The sequence below is a fragment of the Polynucleobacter necessarius genome (assembly GCF_900095175.1).
Classification (GTDB): Bacteria; Pseudomonadota; Gammaproteobacteria; order Burkholderiales; family Burkholderiaceae; genus Polynucleobacter; species Polynucleobacter necessarius_I.
Genome location: NZ_LT606946.1, coordinates 1,431,829 through 1,454,442, shown reverse-complemented (window position 1 = coordinate 1,454,442; position 22,614 = coordinate 1,431,829). Strand labels below are relative to the sequence as shown.

Sequence of the window (22,614 nt, the reverse complement as noted above, 5' to 3'; positions counted from 1 at the left end):
AGGAAACCCTTTTGAATTCAGTTTCAGGTTTTGATGTATTTCTCAGTTGGCTTGCTAATGGCTATTTGGATTGGTCATGGTGGCAGATCCTGGTTTTCACCTTGGTGGCAACACACATTACGATTGCCGCTGTAACGATTTTCTTGCATCGTTGCCAAGCGCATCGTGCTTTGGATCTGCATCCAATCATGTCCCACTTCTTCCGGTTTTGGCTGTGGCTAACTACCGGGATGGTGACTAAAGAATGGGCAGCTATTCATCGCAAACACCATGCCAAGTGCGAGACTGTTGATGATCCACATAGCCCACAAGTTCTCGGTATCAACACTGTGCTTTCTCGCGGTGCGGAGTTATATAAAAAAGAATCTCACAATCAAGAGACCCTAGATAAGTTTGGTCATGGCACGCCAGATGATTGGTTCGAGCACAATGTCTATTCCAAGTTTTCTTGGCAAGGTGTTGCCTTGATGTTGATCATCGATGTGTTCTTGTTTGGTGCTATTGGCTTAACTGTGTGGGCAGTGCAGATGCTGTGGATTCCAATTACTGCTGCCGGAATTATTAATGGTATTGGTCACTACTGGGGCTATCGCAACTACGACTGTGAAGATGCCTCCAGAAATATTTTCCCTTGGGGTATTTTGATTGGCGGCGAAGAGTTGCATAACAACCATCACACATTTGCCACGAGCGCTAAGCTCTCTAGCAAGTGGTATGAGTTTGATATCGGTTGGATGTACATTCAGATGATGAGTGCAGTGGGCTTGGCCAAAGTGAAGAAGACATCTCCTAAGCCGGTACTCAGTGACTTACGCCCCGCTGATCAAGGGACGCTCGAAGCCATCATTGCAAATCGTTATGAAATCATGGCCCGTTACAGTAAGACTCTGAGCACTTTCTTCAGCAATGAAGTTCAGCACATGCAAGTGTTGGCTGCCCATTTGAAGGATGCGCGTACCTGGTTAGGTAAAGATGAATCCCGTTTGACTGCAGAAGAAAAAATCAAACTAGAAGAGTTGATGGCAAGTAATGCGCAGCTTCGCAAGATGATTGAGATGCGTCGTGATTTACAAGCCATCTGGAGTCGCTCTAACGCCACAGGCGATCAGCTGGTTTCTCAGTTGCATGCATGGTGTCAGCGTGCCGAGGAGAGTGGTTTATCTAGTCTGCGTGACTTCTCTTTGAGATTACGTCGTTACGCTTAAGTGATGGCATGACTTTGACCTTGGTGAAAATCAAGACAATAAAAAACCCGCTGATCTAGCGGGTTTTTTATTGCTGCAAATCAATATCGAATCGATAAATTACTTGAGCTTTGTTTCTTTGTAAGCAACGTGCTTGCGAATGGTTGGATCGAATTTCATGATCTCCATTTTCTCAGGCTTTGTACGCTTGTTTTTTGAAGTAGTGTAGAAGTGACCAGTACCAGCTGATGACTCTAATTTGATTTTTTCTCTGCCGCCTTTAGCCATTTGTGCGCTCCTTAAATTTCGCCACGTGCACGGAGATCAGGCAACACAGCATCAATGCCGTTCTTGTCGATAACGCGCAAACCAGCATTGGTTAAGCGCAAGCTAATCCAACGGTTTTCAGATTCAACCCAGAAACGACGGTTTTGCAAATTCGGCAAAAAGCGACGCTTCGTTTTATTGTTTGCATGGGATACATTGTTGCCAACCATCGGCTTCTTCCCAGTGACTTGGCAAACTTTTGCCATGACATAACTCCATTAATTGCGAAAAAAGAAGATTGTATCAGTCTCCGAGTACTTTGATCTAGCCCTAATTCGCTTTAGTTTTAAGGATTTAGCAGTTTAGCCGCTAATATGGGTCAAAAATAGCCAAAAAGTTAGTGATTACTTATGATTAAAGTCATTTTTCATAAGGCCTGAATCCGAAAATGAGAAAAATCCGCTATCACTAACTATGCAGTGATCTAGGAGCGAAATATCCACCAACTGCAAGGCTTTAGACAGCGTCTTGGTTAATTTCCTGGTCGGCAAGGCTGGGTAGTGGGTTGCCGCTAGGGTGGTTATGGGCCACGATAAGGGCGCTAGCGTTCCTGGCAAGGGCTTCCTTGAGGATTTTTCTCGGGGGTATACAGCCGTGTGGGTCAAGGAGCCCCTAAAGAGCTCCTGACACTCAATGAGGTGCAGGCGGGAGTCAAAAGTATAGACAAAGGAAGACTTCATGCGGTAGACGCCCAAATCGGGCTTGCAAGAACTCTTTCACATAGCTTGGTGATGAGAAGACTGACTCCTGAGAAAGGGATTCCTCAAGGCTGCGCTTGACGAGCTCGTACGCTGCCTGAATTTGAGACCATTTGGAAATACCCATGCCATGAATCTGGGAGCGCAGGATAGGAGGCGTGGCAAATTGCCAAAATGGTGGAGAAGATCTTCAGCCAGGGCCACAGCGGTTTTGCCTTTGACGCCAACACGCAGAAAGATCGCAAGTAATTCAGCATCACTTAGGGCTGCTGCACCAAAGGTGCGCAGCTTTTCACGTGGCTGCTCCATTTTTGGCCAATCTGTAATCGGCGAGTGCACGCTCGCGTCGGGCCTAGATACAATTACCTTATGACTAAGCTTACGGTTTTGCCCAATTCCTTCTTGACCCTCAACTATCGGCTGACTTTGCCCAGCGGGGATGATTACATCAATACTTTTATTGATCGCTCTGCGACGGTGTTGATGGGTTCTGGACAATTTGCGCCTTGTTTTGAAAAGGTGTTGATCGGGTTGGCTGTAGGTGAAAAGAGAAGTGCCTTGCTGCCGCCTGAAGAAAGCTTTAGCGAGCGTAAGGAAGAATTAATTCAGTGGGTTTCTTTGGGGGCGCTCAAAGAAGGCCGCGATGATGATGTGGAATTTAATCCTGGCGACGTGATTGAATTTAATGCGCCTGGCGGCGCTCAATATGCTGGTGTACTGCAATCCATCAATGAAGAGGGTGCGTGGTTTGATTTCAATCATCCACTTGCTGGAAGGCCTGTTACCTTCGAGGCTGAAATCGTTGCGATTCTGTAACTGATGAGTAATCAAGTCCAAGCAGAAATTTTGATGGCGCAACCTCGCGGCTTTTGCGCGGGCGTGGATCGTGCCATCAATATTGTTAATGAAGCGTTGACTCGTTTTGGCGCACCAATATATGTACGTCATGAAATTGTTCACAACGCCTATGTCGTTAACGGACTGCGTGAAAAAGGTGCTGTGTTTGTCGATGAATTGCATGAAGTTCCTAAAGGCGGCATCGTGGTGTTTAGTGCCCATGGTGTTTCTCAAGAGGTGCGCCAAGATGCCGAGGCGCGCGGACTGCAGGTATATGACGCTACCTGCCCATTGGTTACCAAGGTGCATCTTGAGGTTATCAAGATGTGTAAGGATGGTTTTACAGTCCTGATGATTGGTCACACAGGACACCCCGAAGTTGAAGGCACGATGGGGCAGGTAGACAAGGGCATTCATCTGATTGAAAAAGTGGCGGATGTCGCGAATCTGCCTTTTACTGAGAATGAAAAAATTGCTTTTGTAACGCAAACCACACTCTCCGTAGATGAGACGAAAGAAATCGTTGACGCCTTGACTCAAAAATTTCCGAATATTGTTCAGCCGCGTAAACAAGATATTTGTTATGCCACTCAGAACCGCCAAGATGCTGTGAAATTTATGGCGCCTCAGGTTGAGGTAGTTATTGTGGTGGGAAGCAAGGTAAGCTCGAACTCGAATCGCTTGCGTGAATTAGCTGAAAAACTCGGCGTACCGGCTTACATGGTTGATGCACCAGAACAACTTCAAGCTGAATGGTTTGCAGGCAAGAAACGTGTTGGTCTTACTGCAGGTGCGTCAGCGCCAGAGAGTCTAGCACTCTCAATTGTGGAAAAGATTCAAGAATTTGGCCCACGCAGTATTCGTAATCTCGAGGGCGTAGTAGAAGACATTGCTTTCTCGCTACCAAAAAATTTAGTTGGCTAGCCATAAACAATAAAGGAGCCTAAGGCTCCTTTATTGCATTCTGTCTAGATGCTTTTAGGCAACTTGCTTTAGTAGCTCTCTCAAGATATTGCACATCTGACGGATTTCATCATCGGATACATTGAGTGCAGGCATAAAGCGAAGGAGATTGGGCCTTGGTGAGTTGATCAACAAGCCTTCTGGACCTCTATCGCGAGCAAGTTCAACCAACTTACCGCCAATATCACTGCTCAGCATCAGGGCGCGTAATAAGCCTTCACCACGTTCACCATTCAGATTAAATTCTGCAGAGATAGAGAGCAGCTCTTTGCTAAGTAATTCACCCTTCGCGCGGACCGCATCCAAGAATCCTGGAGCTAATAGCTGCTCGATCACACTAATGCCTACTGCGGTCATGAGTGGGTTGCCGTTATAGGTGCCGCCTTGATCGCCTGGAACGAAGCAAGCAACTGCATCAGTTGCCATCAGCGCGGCTAGGGGAACGCCACCACCAATACCTTTACCTAAGGTCATGATGTCTGGTTCGATGCCGTAATGTTGATAGGCGAAGAGTTTTCCAGTGCGCCCACAGCCGGCTTGTACTTCATCCACGATCAACAGAATATTGTTTTCTTTAGTGAATTTACGCAGGCTTTGCATAAATTCTTTGGTAGTTGGGATTACGCCACCTTCGCCTTGAACTGGCTCGAGCATGACTGCAACCGTTTTGTCGGTGACTAGTTTTTTGACAGAGTCCAAGTCATTCAAGTCTGCTTTTGGAAAGCCGGGAACTTGTGGGGCAAACATGGTGTCCCAACCCGGCTTACCAGATGCACTCATGGTCGCTAAGGTTCGACCATGAAAGCTGTGATCAAAGGTAATGATTTCAAAGGCGCCTGATTTATTCAACCGACCCCATTTACGAGCCAGTTTGATAGCACCTTCGTTTGCTTCAGCGCCACTATTGGCAAAAAATACTTTGTTGAAGCAGCTGTTCTCTGTCAGAAGATTGGATAAGCGAATCATTGGTTCGTTATAGAACGCTGGACTCGGGTTAATCAGTTTCTTTGCCTGAGCATTGAGCGCTTCAATCATTCCTGGGTTGCTATGGCCTAGGCAGTTCACAGCCCAGCCTTGCAAGAAGTCTAAGTAGCGCTTGCCATTGTTATCGGTGAGCCATGAACCTTTGCCCTCAACCATCATCACTTCTGGTCGTGGAGTAATAAACATCACTGAGTGGGCATCTACGGATTGGGCTGGCTTATTCATATCGTGTGCGAAGTGAGATCAAATGAGGTTTCTATTATCACGCTTAGCAGGTTAGCTTGTTGCAAGATCAGCTGCACTGGTAAAGGAGTCTGCAAAGAATTCCTCCTCACAGGTAGTCTGCACTGAGAAGAAAAGTCCTGGCGGGCTGCGTTGACCATGACGGGGGCGCCGCAGGCATAGACCTGGTAAGGGCTGAGGTCAGAATGGTCAGCGATCACAGCTTGATGCACAAAGCCTGCGCGCCCAGTCCATCGATCTTCTGGAAGTGCATCGGAAACGACGGGGATGTACTTGAAATTAGGAATGTCTCTTGTCCATGACTGACAGAGCTCATTCAAATAGAGGTCGCTGGGGCGCCGTCCACCCCAGTACAAATGAATCGGGCGCTGGATCTTTTTGAGCTGCATTTGCTCAACAATGGATTTGATGGGTGCAAAGCCAGTGCCTGCCGCAACAAAAATGATGGGCTTCTTGGAGTCCTCTCTGAGGAAGAAGCTACCCAATGGGCCCTCAAAGCGCAGGATATCCTTTTCTTTTAATGCGGGATCTTTTGCACCAAAAACGAAGTCGGTAAAGAGCCCGCCTGGCAAGTGGCGAATATGTAACTCGAGAGGATCATCTTGATCGGGCGCATTGGCAATGGAGTAGGCGCGGCGCTGTCCATCTTTGAGGAGGAATTCTAAATACTGACCCGCCAGAAATTGGAAGCGCTCGGCAGCTGGCAATTGCAGTTTCAGAATCGCCACATCAGCACTTGGTTTGGTAATCGCATTCACACGACAAGGTACCTTTCTGATGGCGATATCGCCGGCACCCTGAACTTCGCGCGCTTCAATGAGTAGATCTGACTTGGGATGGGCGCAGCAAAACAAGGTTCCCCCAGCGGCTTCATCAGTGGGGCTTAAAGCAGCAGCACTATGTTGACCGTGCTCTACCTGATCTTCTAAAACCTTGCCCTTACAGGACCCGCAAGCACCGTTTTTACAGCCATAGGGAAGGGGATGCCCTGTTGTAGCGCTGCCTCAAGTAGGGTTTCATCCTTCTGGACGGTAAATTGTTTGCCGCTCGCCTTGAGCGTGACTTGGTAAGACACTCTCATTCCTTTCAATAAATCGTTACGATGTGACCTATGTAATCTTTTGGTAAACCTCGAATCCTGATCGTCGGCTGCGGCGACATTGGCCTTCGTGTTGCCAAACAGCTTGCCCGAAGTCATCGGGTATATGGCTTAACTTCCCAGAAAACCCGTTTTCAGGAGTTGAGAGCGGTTGGCGCGATTCCGATTTTGGGGGATCTGGATAAGCCCGATAGCTTGTGGCGTTTAAGTGGATTAGCGCAAACCGTGATCCACCTGGCACCACCCCAAAATACAGGTCATCGTGATTGCCGAACTCGCAACCTTCTCCGAATTTTATCCCAAGGCTCTGATACTGTTGGGCGCTTGATTTATGTGAGCACTACCGGTGTTTATGGAGATCACGCAGGTAGCAAAGTGAGTGAGGTGACCCCGTCAACCCTCAAAGTGAGAGGGCTAAGCGAAGAGTGGACGCAGAAAATTGCCTCCGCCTTTGGGCTCCAGCTCACGGTGTAACCCTGACGATTTTGCGTGTGCCGGGAATTTATGCTGCTGACCGATTGCCGGTTGAGCGCATTCAAGTGGGGACACCTGCCTTGATCGCAAATGAAGATGCCTACTCAAACCATATTCAGAGTGATGACTTAGCAAGACTCGTTTGTGCTGCCGTTTATCACGGTAAACCACAGCGTGTCATTAATGCCTGTGACGGCGGTGAAACTAAGATGGGCGATTACTTTGATGAGGTAGCTGATGCCTTTGGCTTGGATCGGCCACCAAGAATGCCTGCTGAACAGTTGGAGAAGATCGTATCTCCCATGCTGTGGTCTTTTATGCGGGAGTCTCGGCGCGTAACGAATACACGACTGGCAGAATTAAAAACCCCGCTACGCTATCCCAGCGTCGCAGAGTTTCTGAAAACTATTTCCAAGAATCCTTAAGTCCGACCGTACGGTTAAATACAGGGTGACCCGGCTTGGAATCGCTTTGGTCTGCAACAAAGTAGCCGTGGCGTTCAAACTGGAAGCGATCGTCTGCTTTAGCCTCTTTCATGCAGGGCTCTAAGTAGGCAGTAATCGTTTGCTTTGAGCTTGGGTTAATCGCATCCAGGAAGTTTTTATCGCCACTATCGGGATGTGGGTCATTAAACAGGTGGTCATAAAGACGTACTTGCGCAGGCACAGCTTCAGCTGCGCTGACCCAATGAATGTTGCCTTTGACCTTGTAATTGTTTGAGCCGGGAGTGCCGCTCTTGCTATCTGGAAAGTGGGTTGCATTGACTTGTATCACGTTGCCATTAGCGTCTACTTCAAAGCCAGTGCATTCAATGACAAAGCCATGACGCAAGCGGACACGTCCACCGGGCTGATCACCGATTGGTGGGTAGAGTCTGAAGAATCCCTTGATGGGTTCTTTCATGAAGTCGTCCTCTTCAATCCACAATTCTTTTGTGAAATGAAACTTACGATTGCCCCATTCAGGGTGCTGAGGATGGCGCGGTGCTGAGCAAGGTTCACTTGCAGAGGCATCAAAATTTTCAATGACGAGTTTGAGTGGCTTCAGAACTGCTGTGGCACGTGGCGCCTTGGCTTCAAGATCGTCACGCAAGGCTTGATCCAGCGTGCTCATGTCGATCCAGCTATCCGCCTTAGAAACCCCGATGCGCTCGCAGAACAAGCGAATACTCTCCGGTGTATAGCCTCTGCGACGAATACCAACGATAGTTGGCATCCGTGGATCATCCCAGCCATCAACATGTTTTTCTTCGACCAATTGCAGTAGCTTACGTTTGCTGGTGATGGTGTAAGTTAAGTTGAGGCGGGCGAATTCATACTGATGCGGCACTGGATTTTTGAAGATCCCCAACTCTGCTAGTGAGGCCACAATCCAATCGTAGAGCGGGCGATTATTTTCAAACTCCAAAGTGCAGATGGAGTGTGAGACATTTTCCAATGCATCCGAAATGCAGTGGGTGAAGTCATATAAAGGGTAGATACACCACTTACTGCCAGTCCGGTGGTGATCGGTATGACGAATACGATAGACCACAGGATCACGCATCACAATATTAGGATGCGCCATATCAATTTTTAGACGTAGAACATGTTCGCCGTCTTTATGTTTGCCATCACGCATCTCGCGGAATAAAGCCAGGTTCTCATCGGGCGTGCGATCGCGGTATGGGCTATTTTTTCCAGCTTGGCCAAAGTTGCCGCGATTGGTATGAATATCATCCGCGCTTTGACTATCGACATATGCTTTGCCATTCTGAATCAGAATTTCCGCAAACTCATAGAGCTGGTCAAAGTAATCGCTTGCGTAATAGAGGTGTGTGCCCCAATCAAAACCAAGCCATTTGACTGCATCCAAAATACTATCGGCGTATTCAACATCTTCTTTGACTGGATTGGTGTCGTCCAGGCGCATATTGCAACGGGCGCCACCTGCTTGATTGTTGTAATCAGCGGCTAAACCAAAGTTTAGGCAAATACTTTTGGCGTGACCAATATGAAGGTAGCCATTGGGTTCTGGCGGAAAACGCGTGATGATGGAGGGGATAGTTTGACCATTGCGATCGCTTCGGTTCTGGTAGACACCACTCGCCAAGTCATGGTCAATGATCTGGCGCAAAAAGTTAGAAGGCTCAGCAACAGTGCTGGTAGTCGATTTAGGGGGTTTGCTATCTTGGGACATGCGCCCATTGTAGAGAAAAGACCTGCCAATAAAGAAAAAAGCCCGCAAACTACTGCGGGCTCGTTTCTGGGAAGCTTTCGAGAATTATTCCTCTACAAAAGCCTCTTCACGGGTTTTCTTAACCGATGGGAGGGCTACGATCACCACCAAGAGAGCTGCTGCGATGAGCAAGCCTAGAGATAGTGGGCGTGTAAAGAAGGTTGAGAAATCGCCACGTGACAACAACAAGGCGCGACGGAAGTTCTCTTCCATCATTGGTCCGAGTACGAAACCGAGGAGCAACGGAGCGGATTCGCAGCCGAGTTTGAAGAAGAGGTAACCAATTATGCCGAAACCAGCCGTCACATAAACGTCAAATACGGAGTTGTTGACGGTGTAAACGCCGATACAGCAGAAGACCAGAATGGCTGGATACATTAAGCGGTAAGGGATCTTCAAGAGCTTTACCCAGATACCAATGAGAGGCAAGTTCAAGAGAATCAACATGACGTTACCAATCCACATGGAAGCAATCAGACCCCAGAACAGGGCTGGGTTGCTAGTCATCACTTGTGGACCAGGTTGAATGTTATGAATAGTCATCGCTCCAACCATCAGAGCCATCACTGCATTTGGTGGAATACCCAAAGTGAGCAATGGAATGAAAGAGGTTTGAGCTGCAGCATTATTGGCTGCTTCTGGACCAGCTACACCCTCAATAGCACCCTTACCGAATTCGTGGGTGTATTTTGAGGATTTCTTCTCAACCGAGTACGCACCAAAGGCAGCTAGAGCTGCACCACCGCCTGGCAAAATTCCTAAAAGGGATCCAATAGTGGTTCCGCGTAGGATGGATGGGATCATGCGCTTCAAGTCTTGCTTGGATGGGATCATGGAGGTCACTTTATTCAAAAAGCCTTCATCATCATCAGTCTTTTCAAGGTTCCCCATGATTTCAGCGAAGCCAAATACGCCCATAGCCACACTGACAAATCCAATGCCATCGCTTAATTGTGGAATGTCAAAGGAGTAACGAGCAACTCCAGAGTTCACATCCGTGCCGATTAAGCCCATCAAGAGGCCAAGGATGATCATGCCAATCGCTTTGATCAAGGATCCTGAAGCCAACACAACTGCACCAATTAATCCCAAAACCATTAGAGAGAAGTATTCAGCCGGACCAAACTTAAAGGCTAATTCGGAGAGAGGGGCGGCAAAAGCGGCCAAAACTAAAGTAGCTACGCAACCAGCAAAGAATGAACCCATGCCGGCAGTAAATAAAGCAACACCACCACGCCCATTTTTGGCCATTTGGTAGCCATCAATTGCCGTGACCACCGAGGACGTTTCCCCTGGGATATTGAGCAAAATCGCAGTAGTAGACCCGCCGTACTGCGAGCCGTAATAGATACCAGCCAACATGATCAAGGCTGCAATTGGGGGCAGTGCGTATGTTGCTGGGAGCAACATGGCAATAGTAGCTACAGGGCCTAGGCCAGGGAGTACGCCAATTAGCGTGCCCAATAGGCAGCCAATAAAGCAATACATCAAATTTTGAAGGGTGAACGCGGTATCAAAGCCGAGAGCGAGATTATTAAATAATTCCATTTTTCTGGTTCCCGGTAATTATTCGAAAAAGAACGGTAAAACTGGGAACGTGAGCTTGAGGCCAACGATAAACACCAGATAAGTAAACACCATCAACACAATGGAATTCAGGGTTGCCGCTTTCCAGCTAAATTCCTTGCTGGCTGTGGAGGATGTAAAAACCAGGGCGAAAATCGCCACCAAAACTCCCATAGTTGGCAACAAAATGCCAAAAAGACAAATTGATCCAATAATAATGCCGATCACTCGCCAGTTGAATCGAGGGATTTGATCTAAGGGTGCACTAGCTCTCAATGAGATAACGAGTACAAGTAAACCCAGTAAAAACATGAGTATTCCGAGGGCGAGTGGGAAGTATCCAGGCCCCATCTTGGCTGCAGTGCCCAAAGAATAGGTGGTAGCGATGCCTGCAAAGAAAAGGCCGATCACCATGTACATGATTCCTGCGCCAAAATTCCGTTGATTGCGAATTTTCAAGTTGAGCTCCTTATATCGACTTAAATGTCGATTTATTTATTAATGTAGGGGGATTGTAAGGCAGGATTGGGGGGCTTTGCTTAGGGTTTGCCCCCGACTAGTGCCAATGCGATAATTATTCCCATGAAAGTCTCCCAAATTCGCCAGGCATACCTGGACTACTTCGCCCAAAAAGGCCATCAAATTGTCCCCTCCAGCCCGGTAGTGCCAGGGGATGACCCAACCTTGCTATTTACGAATGCGGGGATGAACCAGTTTAAGGGCGTCTTTTTGGGCTTTGATAAGCGCCCCTATAACCGTGCGACCACTGCTCAAAAATGTATCCGTGCGGGCGGCAAACATAATGACCTGGATAACGTTGGGTATACAGCGCGTCACCACACCTTCTTTGAAATGCTGGGCAACTTCTCTTTTGGGGATTATTTTAAGAAGGATGCAATCCAATTTGCCTGGGAATTACTTACCGAGGTTTTTAAGCTTCCAGAAGAAAAGCTGCTCGTGACCGTTTACGCGGAAGATGATGAAGCTTATGAGATTTGGAACAAGCAAATTGGTGTGCCAGTTGATCGTATTATTCGCATCGGCGATAACAAGGGAGCGCGTTACGCTTCAGATAATTTCTGGATGATGGGGGACACCGGTCCCTGTGGCCCTTGTACCGAGATCTTCTATGACCATGGCCCGCATATTGCTGGTGGCCCTCCTGGAAGCCCTGATGAGGATGGCGACCGCTATATTGAGATCTGGAATAACGTGTTCATGCAGTTCAACCGCGACGAAGCGGGCAACATGCATCCCTTACCTAAGCCTAGCATCGATACTGGTATGGGCTTGGAACGTATCGCAGCAGTATTGCAGCATGTGCATTCCAACTATGAGATTGATCTCTTTGTGAATTTGCTCAAGGCTGCTAAAGAAGCGGTTGATGCGGCTGGCGGCGGAGACTGCGATATTGACAGCCCTTCACTTAAAGTAATTGCCGACCATATTCGTGCATGTAGTTTTATTGTGGTGGATGGTGTGATTCCGGGTAATGCTGGGCGCGGCTATGTCCTGCGCCGTATTACGCGCCGTGCAATTCGTCATGGCTACAAGTTGGGTGCACGCAAACCGTTTTTCTATCAACTTGTCCCCGCCCTCGTCAAGGAGATGGGCCTTTCTTATCCAGAGCTGCAAGCTGCAAAAGATAAAGTCAGTGATGTGATTAAGCAGGAAGAAGAGCGCTTCTTTCAGACAATTGCTAACGGCATGGAGATTTTGGAAGGCGCGCTTGCAGGCGGTGCTAAAACAGTTGATGGTGAAACTGCTTTCCGTTTGCACGATACATTCGGCTTCCCATTGGATTTGACTGCCGATGTTTGCCGTGAGCGTGATGTGACGGTTGATGCGGAAGGCTTTGAGTTAGCCATGCAAAAGCAGCGCGATCAAGCAAGAGCAGCTGGCAAGTTCAAAGTGGCTCAAGGCCTGGAATACTCCGGCAAACCAACGCAGTTTCATGGCTACGACACTCTGAAACATGAGGGCGCTAAAGTAACAGCACTCTACGTTGACGGCTCGGCTGTACAGTCTGTCAAAGCTGGCGATGCCGCGGTGATCGTTCTAGATAACACCCCTTTCTATGCTGAATCTGGTGGACAGGTTGGCGATAAGGGTGAGTTGCGTAATGAGGCAGTGCGTTTCGCAGTTGAAGATACCTTCAAGATTCAGGCTGATGTGTTTGGTCATCAAGGTGAAGTGCAAGAGGGCGAACTTAAGGTGGGTGATGTCATCAATGCCTTAGTGGATGTTGAGAAAAGAACTGAAACGATGCGCAACCACAGTGCAACGCATATCCTGCATAAAGCATTGCGTGAAGTCTTGGGTGATCATGTGCAGCAAAAGGGTTCTTTGGTGGATGCCAGTAAAACCCGTTTTGACTTTACTCATAACGCACCAATTACTACACAAGAAATTCGTCGCATAGAAGATATTGTGAATGCGGAGATCTTGGCTAATACTGCGACTTCTGGAAAAGTAATGTCTTTGGATGACGCTCAAAAGACTGGCGCGATGATGTTCTTTGGCGAGAAGTATGGCGACGAAGTTCGCGTTCTAGAAATCGGAAGTTCTAAAGAGCTCTGCGGTGGCACCCACGTAGGCCGTACTGGGGACATCGGTAGTTTGAAGATTATTTCTGAGGGCGGTGTTGCTGCTGGTATTCGCCGTGTTGAGGCGGTCACTGGCAGAAACGCCTTGAACTTCTTGCAAGGCTTGGAAGGCAAAATTAATGCAGCTGCAACGATTCTGAAAATCCACCCGGGTGATCTAGTAAATCGTGTTACGCAGCTCCAAGAAAGCCTGCGTCAAGCCGAGCGTGAGTTAGATAAAGTAAATTCCAAACTTGCTGCAAGCCAAGGTGACGAATTGGCCACACAAGCAATTGATGTCAACGGCATCAAGGTCTTGGCAGCACGCTTAGATGGTGCAGATGCTCAAGTACTTCGCGAAACCATGGACGCCTTAAAGGCGAAATTGAAGACAGCCGCAATTGTCTTGGCTTCTGTGCAGGGTGATAAGGTCAGCCTCATTGCTGGCGTGACTGCAGATTCGATTGCCAAAGTTAAAGCTGGTGACTTGGTGAACTTTGTGGCTCAACAGGTTGGTGGCAAGGGTGGCGGCAAACCAGAGATGGCGATGGCTGGCGGTACTGACCCAAGCAAGTTGGGCGCGGCATTAGCTGGTGTGAAAGATTGGGTGGCCTCTAAGTGAGCAATTCCATTGAATTTGATCTCGAAGTCGATGCCATCGGCATGAATTGCCCTTTGCCGATCTTACGTACTAAGAAGGCTTTAGCCACAATGCAATCTGGCCAAATCCTAAAGGTCAAGGCTACCGACTCGGGTGCAGCGACTGATTTTCCTGCCTTTGCAAAACAGACTGGCAATGAACTACTTTCCAGCACTACCGAGGGCGATGTATTGGTTTTCTTTCTTAAAAGAAGATAGGGCACTCTAAACGGCTGATACTCTCAGCACCAATAAAAAAGGCAGAAAGTGATTTCTGCCTTTTTTGCTTTGATCCCACAGAATTTAAATCTGTCGAAGATTGAACTTGAGTCTAAGTTAAAGAACGGCCTTTTAAATACGCCGCAAACTCAGTGCTTACTTCTGGGTGGCGTAATGCAAATTCCACAGAAGCCTTAAGGTAGCCTAGCTTGCTACCGCAGTCATAACGCACGCCATCGTATTCATAAGCGAAGACTGGCTCTTCTTTAAGTAGGGAGGCAATCGCATCGGTGAGTTGGATTTCACCACCAGCACCGGGTGTGAGATTACGAATGTGATTAAAGATGTCTGAAGACAGAACATAGCGACCCACCACCGCCAAGTTGGATGGCGCATCCTGAGGTTGCGGCTTCTCCACAATCCCATTTAAACGATAGATCCCCTTGCATACTTCTACTCCCGAAATAATGCCGTAGGAGCTACTTTTGGAGGGATCGATTTTTTCTACCGCCAAGACTGAGCCGTTTTGCTCATCAAACACTTTGAGCATCTGCTTTAGAACTGGCGGCTGGCCATCCAGTAAGTCATCCGCAAGAATGATGGCAAAGGGTTCATCGCGAACTAACTTTTCTGCACACAGAACGGCATGACCCAAACCTAGTGCTTCAGGTTGACGAACATACACGCAGTCCACATGACTTGGTTTAACGCTACGAACAATCTCTAAGAGTGCCTGCTTATTTTTGGCTTCGAGTTCGGCTTCTAATTCATAAGCCTTATCAAAGTGATCTTCTATGGCGCGCTTACTGCGGCCAGTAACGAAAATCATTTCAGTAATGCCAGCAGCAATCGCTTCTTCAACCGCATACTGAATCAGGGGTTTATCCACGACATTCAGCATCTCTTTCGGGCTGGCTTTGGTGGCTGGCAAGAAGCGTGTGCCAAGGCCCGCAACAGGGAAGACGGCTTTAGTAACAGCTTTAGTGCTTAATGGCATAGAAATTCCGATCAGTTTTATTGCTGCTTTATTTCAGTCGATCTAATTGTGCAACAAGCTTCTCATGGTTTTGCTCAAATCCGGCAAGACGTTGCTTTTCTTGGGCAACCACCTCTTCTGGGGCTCGAGCTACGAAACTTTCGTTACCAAGCTTGCTGCGTGCTTTAGTAATCTCATTTGCTAGGCGCTCAATTTCTTTACTCAGGCGAATTCTCTCAGCCACAACATCTACTTCAATTTTGAGTAATAGCTTGAGATTGCCAACTAAGGCCATTGGGGCGCCTGGAGCATCTTTCTCCAAAGCAGACTCGTCATCGTAGATTTTGACTTCGGATAACTTAGCCAGCGCGGTTAAGTATGGGCTAGCCTTCTTCAGGAAGTCTTGCGGCCCACTAATCCAGAGAGGCACCTTGAGTGCAGGAGAGACTTGCATCTCACCACGTAAATTGCGGCAAGCATCCACAATCGATTTAATCTGGGCTATCCAAGCTTCGCTTTGCTCATCAATCTTATCGAGCTGAGCAACAGGGTAGGGCTGTAGCGCAATCGTTTGCTTATCTTGTTTCGCCAACTCTTTGCCGACTTTAGGCCCAACGGTTTGCCATAAGGTTTCGGTAATAAATGGAATGAGTGGATGCGCCATGCGCAAGATAGTTTCTAAAACGCGCAGCAGGGTACGGCGAGTCGCGCGTTGTTGCGCAGGCGTACCAGTTTGCAGCTGAACTTTTGCTAACTCTAGGTACCAATCGCAATACTCATCCCAAACAAACTGGTAAATGCTGCTAGCAATATTGTCAAAGCGATAGTTCTGGAAGCCCTTAGCAATATCAACTTCTGTTCTTTGTAGTAAAGAAACAATCCAGCGATCTGCTGGAGAGAAGTCTAATTGTCCTTCTGGACCGCATTGGTTATCACAAGGAGCAAAACCGTTTTCTTGTTCATTGCCGGGGCAATTCATGAGCACAAAGCGAGTCGCATTCCAAAGCTTGTTGCAGAAGTTGCGATAGCCTTCACAGCGCTTTTGGTCAAAGTTAATGTTGCGACCAAGTGAGGCGAGTGAAGCGAATGTAAAGCGTAAAGCATCCGTTCCAAACGCGGGAATACCTTCCGGAAATTCTTTCTTTGTTTTCTTGCCAATACTTTCCGCTTGCTTAGGATTCATTAAGCCAGTGGTGCGCTTAGCAACCAAATCTTCAATCTTGATGCCGTCAATGAGGTCGATTGGGTCCAAAGTGTTTCCTTTGGACTTACTCATCTTCTGACCTTCGGCATCACGTACCAAGCCATGAACATAGACGGTATTAAATGGGACCTTGCCGGTGAAATGACAAGTCATCATGACCATTCTGGCTACCCAGAAGAAGATGATGTCAAAACCAGTGACCAAAACAGATGAAGGTAAGAAATGTTTGAGAGCAGGTGTTTCTTCTGGCCAGCCTAATGAGCTAAAGGGTACAAGTGCAGAGCTAAACCAGGTATCTAGGACATCGGGGTCGCGGTTGAGTTGGCCGGTATAGCCTGCAGCAACAGCTTTGGCTTTGGCTTCTTCTTCAGAGCGAGCGACAAAGATCTGGCCATCATCGCCATACCAGGCTGGGATTTGATGGCCCCACCAGAGTTGACGTGAGATGCACCAGTCTTGAATGTTCTCTAGCCACTGGGTATAGGTATTAATCCAGTTTTCAGGGACGAGCTTAATGTCACCCTTTGTTACTGCATCTAATGCTGCGCCAGCAATGGATGAACCTTGTTGATATTTATTGTCTGGACTTGGCTTAGACATTGCCACAAACCACTGGTCAGTGAGCATAGGCTCAATGATGGTTTGAGTGCGATCGCCACGTGGCACCATCAATTTATGCGGCTGTACTTTTTCTAATAAACCGGCCGCATCCAAATCAGCAACAATTTGTTTACGTGCGACGAAACGCTCAAGGCCTTGATACACCGCTGGTGCATTCTCATTAATCTTTGCATCAAGTGTCAAAATATTAATGAGTGGTAATTGATGATGTTGTCCAACCGCATAGTCATTGAAGTCGTGAGCGGGGGTTACTTTTACTACGCCAGTACCAAAAGCTAAATCTACATAGTCATCCGCAATGATCGGGATCTCGCGATTGCATAGTGGCAGTTGTACTGACTTGCCAATGAGGTGTTTGTAGCGTTCGTCTTCTGGATTAACCATCACAGCCACGTCGCCTAATAAGGTCTCTGGGCGAGTGGTGGCAACGGTCAGGCGTCCGGATCCATCCGCTAATGGATAGCGGATGTGCCACATCGAGCCATCTTCTTCTTCGCTCACTACTTCTAAATCTGAAACTGCTGTTCCTAAAACCGGATCCCAGTTCACTAAACGTTTGCCACGATAAATTAAGCCTTGCTCATGCAAGCGAACAAACACTTCAACAACCACTTTGGACATCTTGCTGTCCATTGTGAAATATTCTTTACCCCAATCGATCGAGGCGCCTAGGCGACGAGTTTGGCGAATGATGGTGTTACCAGAAGTTTCTTTCCACTCCCACACTTTTTCTAAGAATTTCTCACGACCTAAATCGTGGCGAGAAACTTTCTGCGCATCGAGTTGGCGCTCAACCACGATTTGTGTAGCAATACCAGCGTGGTCTGTGCCTGGAACCCATAAAGTATTTTTGCCAGACATGCGGGCATGACGTACCAAGCCATCCATGATGGTTTGATTGAAGGCATGACCCATGTGTAGGGTGCCCGTCACATTCGGTGGCGGCAATTGAATCGAGAAATCTTCCTTGCCCTCATCCAAGGTGGCGTCGGCAATGCCTCGGCATTCCCATTCCGGGCCCCAATAAGCTTCAATTGGGGCGGGTTCGTAGGATTTGGCTAGCTCGTCTAAGGAGCTGGCCGGAGAATTAGGGGTATTCGAAGCATTTGGCATAAGAGGCAAATTATAATTGGGGCGATGTACTCAGACTTGCTCGCAAACCTTAATCCAGAACAACGCGAGGCAGTGACCCTCCCGCCTGTCAATCCAAATGGCCAGGCCCAGTCAGCCCTGATTTTGGCTGGTGCCGGCAGTGGAAAGACCCGCGTCCTCACGACCCGTATAGCTTGGTTGATCCAAACAGGGCAGGTATCACCTATAGGTGTGCTCGCAGTGACCTTCACCAATAAGGCCGCTAAGGAGATGATGTTGCGCTTAAGCGCCATGTTGCCAATTAATACTCGGGGTATGTGGATTGGCACTTTCCACGGTCTTTGCAACCGTTTACTGCGTGCCCATCACAAAGAGGCGGGTTTGCCGTCCACTTTTCAGATTTTGGACGCCCAAGATCAGCTTTCCGCCATTAAGCGTCTTTTGAAGGGCTTAAAGGTCGATGATGAGAAATACCCCCCTAAGCAGTTGCAGTATTTCATTGCACACGCCAAAGAGCGTGGTCAGCGTGCCAAAGAGTTATCCGTAGGGGATGACTTTCAGGCCAAGATGGCTCAGTTATACGCAGCCTACGATGAGCAGTGTCAACGTGAGGGCGTAGTCGACTTCGCTGAACTCTTATTACGCAGTTATGAATTGCTTAAACATAACGAAGCGATTCAGACGCATTACCAAGAGCGCTTCCGTCATATCTTGATTGATGAGTTTCAAGATACCAATGCACTGCAATACGCTTGGCTTAAATTACTTTCTGGTCACGACGCTAGCCGTGTAAATGTGAGCGGTATGGGAAGTAGTGCGGTTTTTGCAGTGGGCGATGATGATCAAAGTATTTATGCCTTCCGTGGTGCAGATGTAGAGAATATGCGTCTGTATGAAAAGCAGTATCACCCAATGATGGTCAAGCTCGAGCAAAACTACCGCTCGCATGGCCACATCTTAGATACAGCCAACTATCTTATTTCCAACAACACGGATCGTCTAGGCAAAAACCTGCGCACTGATGCTGGTCATGGTGAGCCGGCCCGTATCTACGACGCACCAAGCGATCATGCCGAAGCGGCTTGGCTCGTAGATGAAATTAAGGCTTTAGTAAATAGCGGTATCAAGCGTACTGAAATTGCCTTGCTTTATCGCAGCAATGCTCAGTCACGCATCATCGAACATGCTCTATTCTCCGCAGCAATTCCGTATCGTGTGTATGGTGGACTGCGCTTCTTCGAGCGCGCTGAAATTAAACATGCTTTGGCTTATCTCCGTCTTTTAGAAAATCCAAACGATGACACCTCTTTCTCGCGTGTAGTGAATTTCCCAACGCGTGGTATTGGCGCAAGATCGATTGAAGCTGTGCAAGATGCCGCTCGTGCGCAAAATTGTTCTTTGTGCTTAGCAGCATCGACATTAGATGGCAAGGCAGGTGCAGCTTTAGGTGGCTTTGTGCGTTTGGTAGACCACATGCGTGAAGCAACTCGTCATAACACCTTGCCGGAGACCGTAGAGTTTGTGATTCAGCATAGCGGCTTGATTCAGCATTACCTCTCAGAGCGTGAAGGCCAAGACCGCGTAGAAAACTTACAAGAACTCATCAACGCTGTAACTGCATTTATTGCCGAAGAGGGTTATGGTCAGGATGCTACTGCTGCTACGCTACCGGGTGAGAATGCGCCTGGCACGGTAGAGGTATCTCCTTTGGCGGCTTTCCTCTCTCACGCCTCTCTCGAGGCTGGTGACAATCAGGCTCAGGCAGGTCAAGATGCTGTTCAGTTGATGACAGTGCATTCAGCAAAAGGTCTTGAGTTCACCTCCGTGTTTATTACAGGTTTAGAAGAGGGACTGTTCCCGCACGAGAACAGTATCAATGAGCAGAATGGTTTGGAAGAAGAGCGTCGCTTGATGTATGTCGCGATTACCCGCGCTAAAGAACGTCTCTATCTCTCCCATACGCAGTCACGTATGCTGCATGGCCAGGTGCGTTACAACATGCCGTCTCGTTTCTTGGAGGAGCTGCCATCGGATTCGCTGAAGTGGCTCACTCCAAAAGTAAAAGATGCTCGCTGGGGTGGAACTACTAGTGGAAATGGTGGTCGTGCAGGATCAACTTGGCAAGATGGCTACACGCGTCAACGCGAGTTTGGATCGAATGATTTCTTTGACAGTGGTAATGAGCGTGAGAGACCTGCAAGACAAATTGGACGCGTAGGCTCCGCCTCAACCTCAGTGACTAGAATGGCCTCACCACCTCGTGGCAATTACCCATTTACGATTGGTCAAAATGTTTTCCATACCAAGTTTGGCGAGGGAAGGGTGACGGGCTTGGAGGGTAATGATGCTGATGCACACGCTCAAGTGAACTTCAAGCGCCATGGCGTGAAATGGCTACAGCTCAGTATTGCTAAGCTTGCTGCAATAGACTAAATCAGTAACTAAGCCAGCTATTACGCAATCAAGGTTGCAGATTCTTTTTCAGCAAAGCATGCTTTCCAGGTTGCAAAGAAAGAGCAATGCATCACAGTAAGTCCCGCCATGGAAATGGGGGCGATGATGAATGATGCGGCTTGACCGAAATCTAGTGCATCCAGAATGGAGCCAATGGTTAATGGGATGGCAACCAGGATCGCGCCCCAAATTGCGATATATAAAAAGAATGCACCGCGATTTGTCCAGCATGCAATCGCACTAGAAAAGAGCGCCTGTGCTACTGGCATGTCAGCCCAAGCAACAAGTACAGGAGAAAACCACATTAGCATCGCAACTGGTATATAGAGCAGACTGCCCAAAAAGAGGATTAGATAAATCTGGCTGAGCACTTCAGATGTAATGGGTTTTTCATTTGTTATGAGCGAGATCAGCACGTCAAAATCTACCAGCATCCCCAAGATAAAGCTCAACATCAGAATGAGCGCTGCATACACCAAACCTAACTGAAGAATACGTTTGCGAATCAGGGGGGTAGATTGCAGGGCAATCACATAGACTGTTGGACGAATACGTTCTTTTTGAATGGCTAGGCGACAGGCGGTCATAAAGCCAGCCGATAAAGTCGGTGTGAGTAATAAAACGGCAAATACACCAATCACCGGCACGAGAACTGCTAGTTGTGCCACAAAGACATACAGAAAAATCAAAGTTAAAAATCCCAATGGATTTTGTTTAAAAAGCCAAATACCTTGCCGGATCCAGGTATAGCCTTCTTTTGGGGAGACGGAATTTAGTTTCATATTGCTTTGCGACTTAAGAGAATATTTTCAAAATGACGAGGGTCATGTGGGGTCAGCATTTGAGCATTACGCGGCAAGTAAAAATCCCACAAGCGAGAAATCCAAAAACGCAGAGCCGCAGCGCGCACCATTAGTGGCCAACTTACTTTCTCGCTGTCGGTGAGTGGTCGAACAGATTGATAGGCATCCATTAGCGCTGTGAAGCAAGCAGGATCTAAATCCTGTTTGTTTTCGGCAAGACACCAATCGTTTACCGTCACCGCTAAATCAAATAACCACTTATCTGTTCCGGCGAAATAAAAGTCGAAGAAACCGCCTAACTGATCTTGAGAGCTATCGCCAAAACCTTGGGGGTCGAATAGTACGTTATCTCTAAAAAGATCGCAGTGGCTTGCCCCTTGCGGCAGCGAAGTATATGCCTCAGAGGCAAAGAATTTTTCTTGAGTAGCGAGTTCGGTTGTGAGTAATTCTTTTTGAGAATCGCTCAAGTGGGTGAGTACCAGAGGAGCAGTTTTTCTCCACCAAGAAAGGCTGCGAAGATTTTCTTGGGTGCGTTGAAAGTCAGTGCTTGCCAAATGCATCTTTGCTAAATTTTCACCAACCCTTGCACAATGTCTTGCTTCGGGGACCAGTCTGGAGATCCCTGGCAGCTTACTCACAATTGCTGCAGGCTTATCTTTTAGGGTAAATAGAATCTGCCCTTGTTTATTCTCGAGCGGCTTAGGCACTGGAATACCTTTGTTGGCCAAGTGACGCATCAACTCTAAGTAATACGGCAACTGCTCCGCTGACAGTCTTTCAAAAATAGTGAGAACATATTCCTGTTTCTTGCCATTCTTTTCAGTGTCGAGAAAGAAGTTAGAGTTCTCAATGCCACCATGAATGCCACGAATATCGACCGCTCGGCCAATATCAAAATCGCTTGCGATCCAATGTGAGATATCGCTCAATTCAACAGGTGTGAAAACAGCCATGACTAAAAATGAAAGATGCGAATGGTGAGGCGCAGAGTGTCAATGATTAAAAAGGAATGCTGATGCTAGGAACGCTAATGAGATCAGTCTCTTTTGGTGCGCCAGGCATGACGGTAGCTGGGGGCGCCATTTCATAAGTGGTGTAGCGTGTTTTTACGTCCACTTGCGTTGGTGAATTCGCATCCTTATATTCAGTAATTTCAGTGCCAGTAGCCTCTTTATGTTGAAAGCTCGGTTTGCGACCTTCAGGTGCATTAGTTACTTCAGATGCGCTGACGGCTGGTGCTAATGGCTGGTTATTGATGCGTTGAAGCTCTGTTGGGCTCAATGCCTGAGAATTGTTTTGGGCATGTGCTGAATTGAGGCCAAAAGAGGCAAAAGCCACTAAAAAGCTTGTTAGAACAAGGGGTTGACTCACAGAAGAGTGGAGTAAGTTAGTTAGAGCTTGCATCATTTTTCACCTTTTTAGACCTCTT

At 47.8% G+C, this 22,614-nt stretch carries 17 protein-coding genes and 3 pseudogenes; 7 read left to right on the top strand and 13 right to left on the bottom strand.

The window, feature by feature from the left end; all coding sequences use genetic code 11:
- Positions 1 to 11: 11 nt before the first annotated feature.
- On the top strand, positions 12 to 1,205 hold the full coding sequence (locus DXE44_RS07600; RefSeq protein ID WP_114653905.1) for a DesA family fatty acid desaturase: 1,194 nt from the start codon (positions 12 to 14) through the stop codon (positions 1,203 to 1,205).
- A 99-nt stretch (positions 1,206 to 1,304) separates the two neighbouring features.
- On the opposite strand, the gene rpmG is transcribed toward DXE44_RS07600, so the two are convergent.
- From rpmG to radC, 3 genes and pseudogenes are all read right to left on the bottom strand, one after another.
- A complete protein-coding gene (gene rpmG / locus DXE44_RS07595; RefSeq protein WP_015421876.1) occupies positions 1,305 to 1,472 on the bottom strand; it encodes a 50S ribosomal protein L33 in 168 nt (55 codons plus the stop codon).
- Between the two features lie 11 nt (positions 1,473 to 1,483).
- Positions 1,484 to 1,717 carry a 50S ribosomal protein L28 gene (gene rpmB, locus DXE44_RS07590; RefSeq protein ID WP_114653904.1) on the bottom strand — a complete coding sequence of 78 codons (234 nt, stop codon included), beginning with the start codon at positions 1,715 to 1,717 and terminating at the stop codon, positions 1,484 to 1,486.
- A gap of 138 nt (positions 1,718 to 1,855) precedes the next feature.
- Positions 1,856 to 2,548, bottom strand: a pseudogene (gene radC, locus DXE44_RS07585) (RadC family protein).
- Positions 2,549 to 2,578: 30 nt separating this feature from the next.
- Between radC and DXE44_RS07580 the strand changes: the two are divergent.
- Complete coding sequence (locus tag DXE44_RS07580) at positions 2,579 to 3,025, top strand: FKBP-type peptidyl-prolyl cis-trans isomerase (protein ID WP_114653903.1); 447 nt, start codon at positions 2,579 to 2,581, stop codon at positions 3,023 to 3,025.
- 3 nt (positions 3,026 to 3,028) lie between these two features.
- Positions 3,029 to 3,970: a 4-hydroxy-3-methylbut-2-enyl diphosphate reductase gene (gene ispH, locus DXE44_RS07575; RefSeq protein WP_114653902.1), complete on the top strand. Its 942-nt coding sequence runs from the start codon at positions 3,029 to 3,031 to the stop codon at positions 3,968 to 3,970.
- 54 nt (positions 3,971 to 4,024) lie between these two features.
- Here the strand turns inward: ispH and DXE44_RS07570 are convergent, their stop codons facing one another.
- Both DXE44_RS07570 and DXE44_RS07565 read right to left on the bottom strand, forming a co-directional pair.
- The gene (locus DXE44_RS07570; RefSeq protein WP_114653901.1) at positions 4,025 to 5,218 is read right to left on the bottom strand and encodes an acetylornithine transaminase; all 1,194 of its coding nucleotides are present in this window, start codon (positions 5,216 to 5,218) and stop codon (positions 4,025 to 4,027) included.
- Between the two features lie 51 nt (positions 5,219 to 5,269).
- A pseudogene (locus DXE44_RS07565) lies at positions 5,270 to 6,311 on the bottom strand (CDP-6-deoxy-delta-3,4-glucoseen reductase).
- A 60-nt stretch (positions 6,312 to 6,371) separates the two neighbouring features.
- Here DXE44_RS07565 and DXE44_RS11435 point away from each other — a divergent pair.
- A pseudogene (locus tag DXE44_RS11435) lies at positions 6,372 to 7,234 on the top strand (SDR family oxidoreductase).
- Here DXE44_RS11435 and DXE44_RS07555 read toward each other — a convergent pair.
- The 3 genes from DXE44_RS07555 to DXE44_RS07545 form a co-directional block, all read right to left on the bottom strand.
- Positions 7,215 to 8,987, bottom strand: a complete 1,773-nt coding sequence (locus tag DXE44_RS07555) for a glutamine--tRNA ligase/YqeY domain fusion protein (protein WP_114653900.1) — start codon at positions 8,985 to 8,987, stop codon at positions 7,215 to 7,217. The pseudogene DXE44_RS11435 and the gene DXE44_RS07555 overlap by 20 nt on opposite strands.
- 84 nt (positions 8,988 to 9,071) lie before the next feature.
- The gene (locus DXE44_RS07550; RefSeq protein ID WP_114653899.1) at positions 9,072 to 10,574 is read right to left on the bottom strand and encodes a tripartite tricarboxylate transporter permease; all 1,503 of its coding nucleotides are present in this window, start codon (positions 10,572 to 10,574) and stop codon (positions 9,072 to 9,074) included.
- Between the two features lie 18 nt (positions 10,575 to 10,592).
- A complete protein-coding gene (locus tag DXE44_RS07545; RefSeq protein ID WP_114653898.1) occupies positions 10,593 to 11,051 on the bottom strand; it encodes a tripartite tricarboxylate transporter TctB family protein in 459 nt (152 codons plus the stop codon).
- A 123-nt stretch (positions 11,052 to 11,174) separates the two neighbouring features.
- On the opposite strand from DXE44_RS07545, the gene alaS reads away from it, so the two are divergent.
- Entirely contained in the window at positions 11,175 to 13,799 is a 2,625-nt protein-coding gene (alaS, locus tag DXE44_RS07540; RefSeq protein ID WP_114653897.1) for an alanine--tRNA ligase, read from the top strand.
- An 8-nt stretch (positions 13,800 to 13,807) separates the two neighbouring features.
- Positions 13,808 to 14,035, top strand: a complete 228-nt coding sequence (locus DXE44_RS07535; RefSeq protein ID WP_114654395.1) for a sulfurtransferase TusA family protein — start codon at positions 13,808 to 13,810, stop codon at positions 14,033 to 14,035.
- Positions 14,036 to 14,147: 112 nt separating this feature from the next.
- Here the strand turns inward: DXE44_RS07535 and galU are convergent, their stop codons facing one another.
- Complete coding sequence (gene galU / locus DXE44_RS07530; RefSeq protein ID WP_114653896.1) at positions 14,148 to 15,032, bottom strand: UTP--glucose-1-phosphate uridylyltransferase GalU; 885 nt, start codon at positions 15,030 to 15,032, stop codon at positions 14,148 to 14,150.
- Positions 15,033 to 15,060: 28 nt separating this feature from the next.
- The gene (locus tag DXE44_RS07525) at positions 15,061 to 17,949 is read right to left on the bottom strand and encodes a valine--tRNA ligase (protein WP_114653895.1); all 2,889 of its coding nucleotides are present in this window, start codon (positions 17,947 to 17,949) and stop codon (positions 15,061 to 15,063) included.
- A 24-nt stretch (positions 17,950 to 17,973) separates the two neighbouring features.
- On the opposite strand from DXE44_RS07525, the gene DXE44_RS07520 reads away from it, so the two are divergent.
- Complete coding sequence (locus DXE44_RS07520; protein WP_114653894.1) at positions 17,974 to 20,361, top strand: UvrD-helicase domain-containing protein; 2,388 nt, start codon at positions 17,974 to 17,976, stop codon at positions 20,359 to 20,361.
- Between the two features lie 20 nt (positions 20,362 to 20,381).
- Here DXE44_RS07520 and DXE44_RS07515 read toward each other — a convergent pair whose 3' ends face one another.
- From DXE44_RS07515 to DXE44_RS07505, 3 genes are read right to left on the bottom strand one after another with little or no spacing between them, the layout of a single operon-like run.
- The gene (locus DXE44_RS07515) at positions 20,382 to 21,164 is read right to left on the bottom strand and encodes a BPSS1780 family membrane protein (protein ID WP_114653893.1); all 783 of its coding nucleotides are present in this window, start codon (positions 21,162 to 21,164) and stop codon (positions 20,382 to 20,384) included.
- Entirely contained in the window at positions 21,161 to 22,138 is a 978-nt protein-coding gene (locus DXE44_RS07510; protein WP_114653892.1) for a homoserine kinase, read from the bottom strand. The genes DXE44_RS07515 and DXE44_RS07510 overlap by 4 nt, the downstream gene beginning before the upstream one ends.
- 46 nt (positions 22,139 to 22,184) lie before the next feature.
- Entirely contained in the window at positions 22,185 to 22,592 is a 408-nt protein-coding gene (locus DXE44_RS07505) for a hypothetical protein (protein ID WP_231970621.1), read from the bottom strand.
- Positions 22,593 to 22,614: the final 22 nt, after the last annotated feature.